The 13,190-nt window shown below is 56.7% G+C and carries 9 protein-coding genes; 5 read left to right on the top strand and 4 right to left on the bottom strand.

Annotated features, from left to right (window positions below; all coding sequences use genetic code 11):
• Positions 1-33: 33 nt before the first annotated feature.
• Entirely contained in the window at positions 34-1,869 is a 1,836-nt protein-coding gene (locus tag PQR63_RS04920; RefSeq protein WP_408166150.1) for a tetratricopeptide repeat protein, read from the bottom strand.
• Positions 1,870-2,056: 187 nt separating this feature from the next.
• Here PQR63_RS04920 and PQR63_RS04925 point away from each other — a divergent pair, with 187 nt between their 5' ends.
• The gene (locus PQR63_RS04925; protein WP_408166152.1) at positions 2,057-2,740 is read left to right on the top strand and encodes a fumarylacetoacetate hydrolase family protein; all 684 of its coding nucleotides are present in this window, start codon (positions 2,057-2,059) and stop codon (positions 2,738-2,740) included.
• Positions 2,741-3,075: 335 nt separating this feature from the next.
• Positions 3,076-4,590 carry a DEAD/DEAH box helicase gene (locus tag PQR63_RS04930; RefSeq protein ID WP_408166153.1) on the top strand — a complete coding sequence of 505 codons (1,515 nt, stop codon included), beginning with the start codon at positions 3,076-3,078 and terminating at the stop codon, positions 4,588-4,590.
• An 8-nt stretch (positions 4,591-4,598) separates the two neighbouring features.
• Here the strand turns inward: PQR63_RS04930 and gluQRS are convergent, their stop codons facing one another.
• Together gluQRS and PQR63_RS04940 are read right to left on the bottom strand one after the other, a co-directional pair.
• The gene (gluQRS, locus tag PQR63_RS04935; RefSeq protein WP_408166154.1) at positions 4,599-5,498 is read right to left on the bottom strand and encodes a tRNA glutamyl-Q(34) synthetase GluQRS; all 900 of its coding nucleotides are present in this window, start codon (positions 5,496-5,498) and stop codon (positions 4,599-4,601) included.
• Positions 5,495-6,421 (bottom strand): LysR family transcriptional regulator, encoded by a 927-nt coding sequence (locus PQR63_RS04940; protein WP_408166156.1) that lies wholly within the window; start codon positions 6,419-6,421, stop codon positions 5,495-5,497. Before PQR63_RS04940 ends, gluQRS begins: the two co-directional genes overlap by 4 nt.
• Positions 6,422-6,656: 235 nt before the next feature.
• Here PQR63_RS04940 and PQR63_RS04945 point away from each other — a divergent pair, with 235 nt between their 5' ends.
• Entirely contained in the window at positions 6,657-7,232 is a 576-nt protein-coding gene (locus PQR63_RS04945) for a flavodoxin family protein (RefSeq protein ID WP_094565102.1), read from the top strand.
• An 88-nt stretch (positions 7,233-7,320) separates the two neighbouring features.
• On the opposite strand, the gene PQR63_RS04950 is transcribed toward PQR63_RS04945, so the two are convergent.
• Positions 7,321-8,229 carry a sulfurtransferase gene (locus tag PQR63_RS04950; protein ID WP_408166158.1) on the bottom strand — a complete coding sequence of 303 codons (909 nt, stop codon included), beginning with the start codon at positions 8,227-8,229 and terminating at the stop codon, positions 7,321-7,323.
• A 206-nt stretch (positions 8,230-8,435) separates the two neighbouring features.
• On the opposite strand from PQR63_RS04950, the gene dnaE reads away from it, so the two are divergent.
• Both dnaE and PQR63_RS04960 read left to right on the top strand, forming a co-directional pair.
• Positions 8,436-11,897 (top strand): DNA polymerase III subunit alpha, encoded by a 3,462-nt coding sequence (dnaE, locus tag PQR63_RS04955; protein WP_408166160.1) that lies wholly within the window; start codon positions 8,436-8,438, stop codon positions 11,895-11,897.
• Positions 11,898-11,912: 15 nt separating this feature from the next.
• On the top strand, positions 11,913-13,178 hold the full coding sequence (locus PQR63_RS04960; RefSeq protein WP_408166162.1) for an O-antigen ligase family protein: 1,266 nt from the start codon (positions 11,913-11,915) through the stop codon (positions 13,176-13,178).
• The last annotated feature ends 12 nt before the right edge of the window (positions 13,179-13,190 follow it).

Here is a 13,190-nt window from a genome sequence, read left to right on the forward strand (position 1 = left end):
GATTCCCCGGGCTTTTTCTTTGGATCGAAGAGATCAGTGTTGTTTCTGTAGCAGAAGCTCTGCGCGAACATCGTCGATGACCTTGCTCCAATCACCTGGTTTGTCCTGGCGGAAGATGCGCATGCTTGGATACCAGGGCGAATCGTTGCGTTCCAGCAGCCAGCGCCAGTCGGTATTGTAGCGATTGAGCAGCCAGACCGGCTTGCCCAGCGAGCCTGCCAGGTGTGCGACGGCGGTGTCGACGGAAATCACCAGATCGAGGTTGTCTATCAGTGCTGCGGTGTCAGAGAAGTCACGAAGGTCGCGCGTGTAATCGATGAGACGCTGACCGCCGATGTTGAGACCCGATGACTGTCCTCCAAGGCTGAGGCTCAGCGATGGAATGGCGTTGTTTTGCAGTTGCAAAGAAAAGAATTCAAACTGATCGTTTTGCAACAGCGGCGACAATAATCCGAATGGGATCGAACGCGCGGCATCGAGCCGCTTGGTCGCAGGGCTGTCGACCCGCGGATTGCTGCCGGACCAGACCACACCGACCCGCAGCTTACGCTTTTCACCCAGGCGTACCTTCCAGCTTTCCGATTTGCCAGCGTCCTGTTGCAGGTAATTTGCCGCTGGGATGTCATTGAGAGAAAACGTCTCACAGGCCAGCGGAAGGCTCATCAACGGGCATTGAAGATCAAATGGCGGCAATTGTGCGCCGGTCGCCAGCACTGCGCTGACCCCTTTGATATTTGCCATCAAGGATTTGAGCGCCGGTTGCACTTGCAAGATGACCTGTGCACCGCGTTCTGCCAGCAGTGGGATGTAACGCGCAAATTGCAGCGTGTCGCCGAATCCTTGCTCGGAATGCAGCAGGATGGTTTTGCCGGTCAGGGGGCCTTCGCCCAGCCACAGCGGCTGTGTGAAATAGCGCTGGGTCTTGCGCATTTGTTCGGTCTGCCAGCGTTGTTCGTACTGGCGCCAGCCGGCTTCGAGGTTGCCCAGTTTCAGATTGCACAGCGCTGTGTTCCAGCGTGCCGACTGGTAGTTCGGGTCGTTGGCGGGAACCTGCGCGTAAGCGGCGACGGCTTCGTCGTATCGCTGCAGCTCCTCCAGCGTGACGGCGCGGTTGTAGGCCAGATCAACGTAATCGGGCCGCAGTTCGAGGGCGCGGTCATAGCCGGCAAGCGCCTCTTCCGGACGATTCTTGCCGGCCAGCAGATAAGCACGGTTGGCGATCGCTTCGACGAAGTCCGGTTCGATTTCCAGTACCTTGTCATAGGTTGCCATCGCTTCATCGATACGACCGAATTCCTTGAGCGTGTTGGCAAGGTTGAACAGTGCTTCCGGATATTCCGGCGCGACTTCCACCGCTTTTTCGTAGCAGGTGAGGGCTTCGCGCAGACGGCCCAGATCGTTGAGCGAATTGCCTTGCTTGAGCAAAGCCTGTGCATGATCGGGTTGAGCGGCCAGCACGCGTTTGTAGCAATCCAATGCTTCCATGTGGCGCTTCATCGCGCGCAGCACGTTGCCGCGACGATACAGCGCGTCGGTGAAATCGGATTTGAGCGCGAGCACCAGATCGTAGCTGCGCAGTGCTTCCGTGTAGCGCTCCAGATCCTCCAGCGCGGTGGCGCGGTCGAATTGTGCATCGACATGAGTAGGATTGATCTTCAGCGCCTGGTCGATCCATTCGATGGCGCCGGCAGGATTTTCACGATGCAGCTCCAACATACCCATCAGGTAAAGTGCCTGAAAATGCTTTGGGGCCTTGGCCAGCACCTTCTTGTACAAGGCTTCTGCCTTATCGTGATCGCCGCGCTGATGCAGGACGACGGCTTGCTGGATTTGTGCTGCGATAGCTGGATTCTGAGGTGTGGGCCGCATAGCTGGAGGTCAGGTTGACGTTTAGTGATAAAGCGTTAAGTTTTTAGATGCTACACAAAAAAACATCCCTCATGTCGGAATTTGCCGTTCGGCATCAGCATGATGTTGCGTTTTCTTTTACACTCGCTGAGCCTCATGCGGGGCTCGTGCAGCATTCAAGAATACTTTTACAGCCGGAGTTTCAGCCATGACTTACGCCATACCCGTTCCCGCCATCACGACCGTACCGGTCGTCGGCGGAGATCCTTTCCCGGTGCGCCGCATTTATTGTGTCGGTCGCAACTACGCCGCACATGCGCGCGAAATGGGCCACGATCCGAACCGCGAACCGCCTTTTTTCTTCATGAAGCCGACTGACACCATCGTGCCGACCGACAGTGAGGTGCCGTACCCGGTCAAGACCAACGACTATCAGCACGAGATCGAACTGGTCGTCGCGCTGGGCAAGGGTGGTCGCGATATTCCGGTGGAAAAGGCGCTTGAGCTGGTGTTCGGCTATGCCGTCGGCCTGGACATGACTCGCCGCGACCTGCAAGGCGAAGCCAAGAAGCTGGCGCGCCCGTGGGATATGGGCAAGGGTTTCGACCATTCGGCGCCGTGCGCGCCGTTGTTGCCGGTCTCAAAGGCCGGCCACCCCGACAAGGGCGCGATCTGGCTCAAGGTCAACGGAGAAGTGCGCCAGCAAGGCGACCTGTCGGACCTGATCTGGAACGTGGCCGAAACCATCTCCTATCTGTCCGGCTTGGTTGAGTTGTTCCCCGGCGATCTGATTTATACCGGTACGCCTGAAGGCGTCGGCGCCGTGGTCAGGGGCGACAAGTTGCAGGGACACGTCGACGGACTGGTTGACCTGAACGTCACGATTGTCTGATTTTCTCCTATGAAGACCATCCTTTCCGCTACCGTGGGCGGGATGGTCTCGTTATCATTTTTATATCGCTGCGTTGACGTGACATTAAACTGTCATGAAGCCAAATTGCCGAGGGGCGTATAATAGCGGTTTGCCGGTCGGTTTCCGTTCGGCAACCTCTTGACGTGGGCACCCTGTTTTCATGCATGGTCGGCGCCGCGTGATATGTCAAACATCCGTTATTACTGAAAGCAACAGAGCCTCTTCGCGAATGTGCCCGTCGCAATCTGCTGTGCAGAACATTGTGTCGCATTGCATTGATTCACGCTGGGTTCGCCTGAGGACTCCACCCAAACATGCCCGAGCAATTGCCTGAAACAGCAGTACCTGAAATGCCTGAAGTCCGTTTTGAAGACTTTGGCCTGTCGCCCGACATCCTGAAAGCGCTGTCGGAACAGGGGTACACCCATCCGACACCGATCCAGGCGCAGGCGATTCCTGTCGTGTTGCAAGGGCGCGATGTCATGGGGGCCGCGCAGACCGGCACCGGCAAGACGGCCGGGTTCTCGTTGCCGATCATTCAATTGTTGCTGGCTCACGCCAGCACCAGCATGTCCCCGGCGCGTCACCCGGTGCGCGCATTGATTCTGACACCCACGCGTGAACTGGCCGATCAGGTTGCAGAAAACGTCAAAGCGTATTCGCGCTTCACCCCATTGCGTTCCACGGTCGTGTTCGGCGGTGTCGATATGGCGCCGCAGACAGCGACGTTGCGCGGCGGTGTTGAAATCGTTATCGCGACACCAGGCCGCCTGCTGGATCACGTTCAGCAAAAGACTGTGAACCTCTCACAGACTCAGATTCTGGTCATGGATGAAGCGGATCGCATGCTCGACATGGGCTTCCTGCCGGATTTGCAGCGCATCATCAACCTGCTGCCGAAGCAACGCCAGAACCTGATGTTTTCCGCGACCTTCTCGCCGGAAATCAAGAAGCTGGCCGCCAGCTTCCAGAACAATCCGGTCACCATCGAAGTGGCTCGCAGCAATGCCACCGCCGAGCGCGTGACCCAGACCATTTACAAAGTTGACGAAGACGCCAAGAGCGATGCCGTCGCGCACATCATCCGCGAGCGTCAGCTCAAGCAGGTGATCGTGTTCTCGAACACCAAGATCGGCGCTTCCAAACTGGCGCGCCAGCTGGAAAACGATGGCGTCAAAGCCTCTGCGATCCATGGCGACAAATCCCAGGGCGAGCGTATGGCCGCACTGGAAGCCTTCAAGCAAGGTCAGGTCGAAGTACTGGTGGCGACTGACGTCGCTGCGCGCGGTCTGGATATCACCGATCTGCCTTGTGTAATCAATATCGATCTGCCGTACAACGCCGAAGATTATGTTCACCGTATCGGTCGTACCGGTCGTGCAGGCGCCTCGGGCGATGCGATTTCGCTGTTCTCCGACAAGGATGAACGCCTGTTGGTCGACATCGAAAAACTGATCAAGATCAAGTTTGTGCGTTCGGAGCTGACGGGTTTCGTACCGCGTCAACGTGGTGAGCGCGGTGATCGTTCAGAACGTGGCGACAGAAGTGATCGTGGTGACCGCAGTAGCAGTCGTAGTAACGGCGGCGACCGTGCGGATCGCGGCGACCGCAGTGCCAGCGTCAGTGCACCGCGCGACACGCAATCCTATGGCCGCAGCAACGGTGGCGGTCGCAAGGAAAAGGTTGATCCGTGGTTTCTCAAACCGTATGAACCGACTTCTGCACCAGCACCGGTGGAAGCCAGTGCTGCCAAGCCGGTGGCAAGCAGCAAGCCGCCGAAGCACAAAGTTGCAGCCTTGCTGGGCGGGATGCCCAAGCGTCAGGCTTAAGTCATGGTTTAAGTTGGCAGCTGCGCCAGTCGGCGTTGCCATGCTGATGTAGCAAGCTCCCAGAATGCGGCGACTTCGGTCGCCGTTGTCATTTCCAGTCCGAGAAATTTCGCAGCTCTGTGCAATTCGTCAAGCGGGCGACTGAGATCCAATGCCTGTGCGCCGTTTTGCTTGGAGAGTTTTTCTCCGTCCGTATGTTTGACCAAGGGCACGTGCAGATAGGACGGCATCGGATAACCGAGCAAGCGCTGTAGATAGATCTGTCGCTCCGTCGACTCCAGCAGATCCACGCCGCGTACGATATGCGTCACCCCTTGCTCGGCATCGTCCACCACCACCGCCAGTTGATAGGCCCAGAAGCCATCTGCACGCTTCAGGACAAAGTCACCGGCTTCGGTGGCCAGATGCTGGCTTTGCCATCCCAGCCAGCGATCTTCGAACCCTATTTCCTCACCGTCCTGCCCCCGATCCGGTACGCGTACGCGCAGTGCACGTGCAATTTTTCCGGGCGCTAATCCGTTGCGGCAGGTGCCGGGATAAATGGCCGCGCCGTCTGCAGCGACGCCCAGCCGCGAATCGGCGATCTCTTTCCGACTGCAGCCGCAGGCATAGACGCGTGCACCCAGACGGTCGCAGGCATCGCGATAGTGTTGCTTGCGTTGGCTTTGTACCAGCACCGGCCCATCCCAACGCATGCCAAACGTGTGCAGTGCTGCTTCAATATCATGCGCCGCACCGCTGACGGTACGTGCTTCATCAATGTCCTCAATACGCAGCAGCCATTGCCCCTGATGCGCGCGCGTGTCGAGATAGCTGGCCATGGCTGCCACCAGCGAGCCGGCATGCAGTGGGCCGGATGGCGAGGGCGCGAAGCGGCCAATGTAAGAGCTTGCTGATTCAGACTTCATGGTATGACGGGGCCGAGCAGCGAATGTTGGATTTCAGGTTGCGACAGTTGATGGAGAAACCATTTTAGTGATTTTCCCTGATCGGCTTTAGGCCACGCTATCAGGAAGTTTTCATGCGGCTTGCTCATGATGGTTTGTTTTTCGATCAATGCGCCGTTGTCGAGATAATGCTGAGCCCAGAAGCGCGGCAAGTGGCCGCAGCCCAATCCGGCCAGTTGCGCCCGGAGTTTGTCATCCACGCCCGGCACGGTAAGTGTTTCCTGTCCGGCCAGCAAGCCCATGGTGATGCCGGGATTGCTGCGGCTGCTGTCGCCGACGGCCACTGCGCGATGCTGGCGCACCAGTTCGGGCGAGAGCGGTTCCGGCGCATCGGCCAGTGGATGATCCGGGGCAACCGCAAAGGCCCAGTCGACCACGCCCAGCGGACGTGTCTGAAAACGGCCGCTGGTGCGTACGATTTCCGGGCCGTCCAGCGTGGCGCCGATGACCAGATCGGCGCGCCCGGCCATGAGTTCTTCCCAGGTGCCGGACAATACGCCGGGGACGAAGCGTAGTTTGGTGTCGCCGGCTTCACGGTCAAAGGCGGCGATCAGCGGCAGCATTTTTGCGAACGGGATGATGCTGTTGAGGACAATGCGTAATTCGGTTTCTCGGCCGGTGGCGGTGCGCTTGACGCGCTGCTCCAGATCGTCTGCCGCATGCAGCAGATGGCGGCCTTCGGTCAGCAATTCCAGGCCCGCCGCCGTCAATTTGGCACGATGGCCGCGGCGGTCGAAGAGCAGCACGTCAAGATCGTCTTCCAGTTTGCGTACGCTGTAGGTCAGCGCCGACGGCACGCGGTCGAGCGCCAGCGCGGCGGCGGCGAAGCTGCCCTTGCGATCGATCATGTCGAGGATTTGCAGAGCTTCCAGCGTGAGGTTCATGCGATGATGGGGGGAGGAGAGGCTTGTTTAAAATTTTTGAACGATATGTCTGAATTAACAGGCTTATCTCCGTGAAAGCAAGTGGATATAGTGTAGTGCAAGAACAGAAAATTTGTATAAGCGCCTGAAAATATCGCGTTGAGCTGTGAAAAGACGTTATTCTTTCCCGGCTTCTTTCGCAGTTTTTGCTAGTACAGGCGTCCGTTTTTCCTCTCACCCCAACAAGGAAACCAACATGAGCAAAGTCGCTATCGTTTATCACTCCGGCTATGGCCACACCAAGAAGCAAGCAGAAGCCGTGCAGGCAGGCGCAGCATCGGCTGCGGGCGCTACTGTCGACCTGATCGCCATCAGTGCCGAAGGCAACATCACCGACGCCGACTGGGCCACGCTGGATGCCGCCGACGCTATCATCTTCGGTTCGCCGACTTACATGGGTTCGGTGTCCTGGCAATTCAAAAAATTCGCCGACGCCAGCTCCAAGCCATGGTTCTCGCAAAAGTGGAAAGACAAGATCGGCGCTGCCTTCACCAATTCGGCCACGATGAACGGCGACAAGCTGTCGACCTTGCATTACCTGTTCACACTGGGCATGCAGCACAGCATGGTCTGGGTCGGAACCGGCCTGATGCCAGCCAATTCCAAGGCGGCACAACGCAATGACATCAACTTCGTCGGTTCTTTCTCTGGTCTGATGGCGCAAAGCCCGTCGGACTCGTCGCCGGAAGAAGGTCCGTTGCCGGGCGATCTGGAAACCGCCAAGCTGTTCGGCAAGCGCGTTGCTGAAACTGCGGCGCAATTCAAGAAATAAGTCTGACGTTTTCCATGCAAAAAGCCCACCTTTTTCGGTGGGCTTTTTGCTTATGTGGAAGCCAGGTACAGACTAAAGCGAAAGGTACTCAGGCTGCTGCGCTGGCGTTAGATTCCGAAGCTGGCGCTGCCAGTTCGGGCGCGCAGTGCGGGCAGGATTTGCCGGGCACATAAGCGGGCGACAGCTGCTCGCGTGGCGTCACCACGGCCCGGCAGGCGAAGCATTGTTCAGTTTGCGTTTCCTGCAATTGTGGATTGAGCGCGGTGCGGTAGTCGAAGACAAAGCAGTCGCCCTGATAGTGCGCGCCGCCGACTTCTTCAAAGTACTTGAGAATGCCGCCTTCCAGTTGATACACACTGTCGTAGCCGATGTTTTGCATGTGGATGGCGGCTTTTTCACAGCGGATGCCGCCGGTGCAGAAAGTCACCACGGTCTTGTCGTTCAGCTCGTCCTTGTGGTCGGCGATGACTTGCGGAAACTCGGTGAATTTCTCGATACGGTAGTCGATTGTATTTTCAAAGGTACCGACATCGACTTCAAAGGCATTGCGCGTATCGACCATCACTACCGGCTTGCCGTTGTCGTCGTGGCCCTGATCGAGCCAGCGCTTGAGCGTCTTGGCTTCGACGAAAGGTGCGCGGCCTTCTTCCGGCTTGATCAGCGGGTGCTTCATGGTGATGATCTCGGCCTTGAGCTTGACCAGCATGCGATTGAACGGCTGGTGCTCGGAAAAGCTTTCCTTGACCTGAATATCCGTAAAACGCGCATCGGCACGCAGCCACGTCAAAAAGGCGTCGATATCGGAACGTTTGCCGGCCAGAAACAGGTTGATGCCTTCCGGGCTCAGGATGATGGTGCCGCGCAGATTGTGCTGCTGGCAAAATTCCAGAAACACAGGGCGTTTTTCGGCTGTGTCGTTGAAGGTGATGAATTTATAGGCCGCAATGTTGACGAACGAAGTTGCGGTTTCGTGCGGCTGTTGTTGCATTTGTTGCATGGTGATATTGCCTAAGTCTTTGAATTAACAGCATTATAAACGTGTCAGGCCTATTCTGCGCCGGCGGCATGCAGCAATTTGCGGCATCCATGATGCAAATCAAATGATCTGGCTTGGTACCTACTTGCCGGTATGGTGTCGTATCGTGATTTTCAATCGTAAATTCCATCTGAGCGGTATGTCATGGCACGGTAAAATATCGTCCTATGACTACACCGCAATTCGTTCATCTTCGACTCCATTCCGAGTATTCCATCGTTGACGGCTTGGTCCGCATCGACGATGTTGTCAAAGCAGCAGCAAAAGACGGCCAGGCGGCCCTCGCGATCACCGACCTGGCGAACTTGTTCGGCATGGTCAAGTTCTACAAGGGCGCACGCGGCAAGGGCGTCAAGCCTATCGCCGGCTGTGATGTTTGGATCAGCAATGACGATGATCGGGATAAGCCGTCGCGCTTGCTGTTGCTGGTCAAAAGCCATCACGGCTATTTGCAGCTGTGCGACCTGCTCAGCAAAGCCTGGCTCACCAACCTGCATCGCGGCCGCGCCGAGATCCGTCCCGAATGGCTGGAACAACTGCGCCACGAAGAAGGCGGTAACGGCCTGATCGCCTTGTCCGGCGCCCATTTTGGGGATGTCGGCATCGCCATCGAAAACGGCAATGTGGCAGCGGCCGAACGCTGCGCGCAACGCTGGAGCGATTATTTTCCCGGTGCGTTTTACGTGGAGATCCAACGCGCCAATCAGCCCAACATGGACATCCAGGTGCGCCAGTCGGTCGCCTTGGCGGCGCGTCTTGGCTTGCCGGTGGTGGCGACGCATCCGATCCAGTTTCTGTCGCAGGAAGAATTCGTCGCGCATGAAGCGCGTACTTGTATCGCCGAAGGCGAAATTCTGGCTAACGCGCGCCGTGTACGCCGTTTCAACGACCAGCAGAATTTCAAATCCCAGGCTGAGATGGCAGAGCTGTTCGCCGATTTGCCGGGAGCCGTACAAAACACGATCGAAATTGCCAAACGCTGCAACCTGACGCTGACGCTCGGTAAGCCGCAGTTGCCGAACTTCCCGACACCGGACGGCATGACCATCGACGATTTTCTTGTCGCCGAAACCAAGGTCGGCCTGGAAGCACGTCTCAAGCATTTGTTCCCGGACGAAGCGCGGCGCGAGAAGGAGCGTCCTCGTTACGAGGCGCGCCTGAAGTTCGAGAACGACACCATCATCAAGATGAAATTCCCGGGCTACTTCCTGATCGTGGCGGACTTTATCCAGTGGGCCAAGAATAATGGCGTACCGGTCGGGCCGGGCCGGGGTTCTGGCGCGGGTTCACTGGTGGCGTATTCGCTGTCGATTACCGACTTGGATCCGCTGCAATACAACCTGCTGTTTGAGCGCTTCCTCAATCCTGAGCGGGTTTCCATGCCCGACTTCGATATTGACTTTTGCCAGGAAGGCCGCGACCGCGTTATTCAGTACGTGAAGGACCGCTACGGCAAGGAGGCGGTCTCACAGATCGCCACCTTCGGTACCATGGCGGCCAAGGGCGCGGTGCGCGACGTCGGCCGCGTGCTTGATCTGGGCTACAACTTCTGCGACGGCATTTCCAAACTGATCCCGTTCAAGCCGGGCAAACTGGTGACCCTGGCCGACGCCATCGAAGAAGAGCCGCTGCTCAAAGAGCGGCTGGAAAACGAAGACGAAGTGAAACAGCTGATGGGCCTGGCCCAGCAGGTCGAAGGCATCGCCCGTAACATCGGCATGCACGCCGGGGGCGTGTTGATTGCCCCGGGCAAGCTGACCGATTTTTGTCCGCTGTACACGCAGGGCGGCGACGCCGGCGTGGTATCGCAGTACGATAAAGACGACGTCGAAGCCGTCGGCCTGGTGAAGTTCGACTTTTTGGGTCTGACCACGTTGACCATCCTTGATCGTGCCGTGCGTTACATCAAGCAGCTCGATCCGAACATGGCTGATTTCGATCTGGCCAAGCTGCCGCTGACCGACCGCGCCTCATACGACTTGCTGACCAAGGCCAAAACGGTCGCCGTATTCCAGCTTGAAAGCCGCGGCATGCAAGGCATGCTGAAAGATGCGCGTCCCGACCGCTTCGAAGACATCATTGCGCTGGTGGCGCTGTATCGCCCGGGTCCTATGGACCTGATCCCGGACTTCTGCAAACGTAAGCACGGTGAAAAGTTCGACTATCCCGATCCGCGTACCGAAGGCATTCTGTCCGAAACCTACGGCATCATGGTGTATCAGGAGCAGGTGATGCAGATGGCGCAGGTCGTCGGCGGCTACTCGCTCGGCGGCGCTGACTTGCTGCGCCGCGCGATGGGTAAGAAGAAGGCCGAAGAGATGGCGGAACACCGCAATATCTTCCGCGAAGGTGCTGCGAAGGATGGTTTGTCGCAAGAAAAAGCCGACGAAATTTTCGACTTGATGGAAAAGTTCGCGGGCTACGGCTTCAACAAGTCACACGCCGCCGCCTACGCGCTGCTGTCGTATCACACCGCCTACCTCAAGGCCCATCACCCCGCAGCGTTCATGGCAGCCAACTTGTCGCTCGCCATGGACGACACCGAAAAGATCAAGATCCTGGTCGAAGATGCGCTCGATGTCTGCGGCCTGGGTTTGCTGCCACCCGATATCAACCTGTCGGACTACCGTTTTACGCCGGTCGGCGAGCCGGGCAAGAAGGCCATGCAGATCCGCTACGGTCTCGGCGCGGTCAAGGGTTCCGGCCAGAGCGCGATCGAAGCCATCATCGCCGCACGCCAGGAAGGCGGTGCGTTCAAGGACTTGTTCGATTTTGCCAAACGCGTCGACAAGCGCCAGATCAACCGCCGTACCGTCGACTCGCTGATCCGCGCCGGCGCCTTTGATTGCTTCGGTGTCGATCGTGCGATTCTTCAGGCATCCGTTGGCCTGGCATGGGAAAACGCCGAGCAATTGGAGGCATCCGCCAATCAGGTCAGCCTGTTCGGCGGCGACGACAGTGATCTCGAAACACCGCTCGAGTATGTTGAAGTGCGTCCCTGGACCGACAAGCAGCGCCTCACCGAAGAGAAGACCGCCCTTGGTTTCTATCTATCCGGCCATCTGTTCGACGCGTACGAGAAAGAAGTACGCCAGTTCGTGCGCACCAAGATTTCCAGCCTTGAGCCATCACGCGACCCGCGTTCGCTGGCCGGCATCATCACAGGCATCCGCGTACAGATGACCCAGCGTGGCAAGCTGCTGATCGTTTCACTCGACGATGGCAGCGGTACCGTTGATGTCACCGTCTATGGCGAACTGGCCGAACCGAACAAGGCTTTCTTCAAGGAAGACGAACTGCTGATCGTACAGGGCAAGGTATCGGAAGACCGCTTCAACGGTGGCTTGCGCATCTCCGCCGAGAAGGTCATGGACATCGGCGCTGCACGGATTCAATACGGACAGCGCGTCGTGGTGTCTCTGAACAAGAGTATTGATCCGGCGTATCTGCGCGATACCTTGTCAACATACCGTCAGGAGCAGGGATTACCCTTCGTCATGAAATATGTGCAGTCAGGTGTTGGTTGCGAAGTCATGCTGGGGGATGCTTGGCGCGTGGTGCCGAGTGATGGATTGCAGAGCTCGCTGAAAGAATCGTTCGGGCAAGAGTCTGTGGTTGTCGAGTATTAGTAAAGAAATAAAAATATGAAACGTGTTTCGATGTGCACTCTGTTGGCCTGGACTTCTTTTTTTCTTTTTTTCCTATTGTCTTTAGTCATTGGAAAGATAGCAAATCCGTCCTATTACCTCTTGGCTGTCGTGGGGATCGCGTATGCCATTGGTGCTGTCCGGAAAAAAGAAGTGGGTATCCTGCGCGTTTGGCTGGAATACCGCTGGGTTCATATTTCTGCATTGGGCATGGTATTGGCAATCCTTGTGCACGAGATCGCAGAAAATAATATTCGAGCCCGTTCTTATGATGTTCCATCGCATGTCGCATTGCTTGGCTTGTTGACGTTGGGCGGCCTTTCCATGTCAACCAGGCAAATCAAGCACTTGCGCTGGGCATTCTTGATCGGGCCGGTGATCGCAACGCTGATGTTGGCCTCAGCAACGAACGGCGGCGCAGAGCGTCTACAGCCAGTCGACTTTATTTCTATCATTGCATTTTCCCAGCTCACTCTGTTGCTATCGATTTTTGCCGTATTCTCTATCGTTTGGATCGATAAAAAGAACGTGCTGACAACGATTCTTCATGGATTGACGGGCTTGGTCGGGCTTTACAGCATTTATATTTCGCAGACACGCGGGGCCTGGATCGCCGCTCCTGTCTTCGTCGTTCTGTTATGTATCGTCTTCTCCAAGAATACCTATTCGGTCAAGGCGATATTTCGGGCATCCATCCTGATCATCTTGCTGGTAGCGGCGTTTAGCACTACGTCTATCGTGCACAAGCGCGTGCATGAGGCCGCCGACGATATTCATCAATATGTCACAGGGCAGAACAAAGATACTTCAGTGGGGACGCGCTTTCAATTGTGGAAAGTGTCTTGGCTCATGTTTGCAGAGAATCCGGTTTTCGGTGTCGGCGGTGATAAGTTTGTCGATACCCTGATGGCGAACGCAGCGCGCGGTGTCATCACTGACAAGGCAACCATGTACCCTCATTCGCACAATGAAGTATTGTTCAGCATGGCTACCTATGGGATATTCGGCCTGATAGGCATTCTCGCCACTTATTTTGTTCCTTTGTATTATTTTATGAGAGATATGCGGCACACAGATCGAGAGGTTGTCGCCACGGCTGCCATGGGGACAGCCGTGTGTCTTGGTTATTTTGTTTTTGGTCTGGTTGACGTCATGTTCATGTGGCGCATATGCGATACGTTTTATGCAATGAGCATTGCATTTTGTCTGTCATTCATCATTAAAAAGAAATATGAGTTGCGACAGCTCGCGGCTGCGCACTGATCCGGTTTTCCT

The sequence above is a fragment of the Herbaspirillum rhizosphaerae genome, from assembly GCF_046025915.1.
GTDB lineage: Bacteria > Pseudomonadota > Gammaproteobacteria > Burkholderiales > Burkholderiaceae_D > Herbaspirillum > Herbaspirillum rhizosphaerae_A.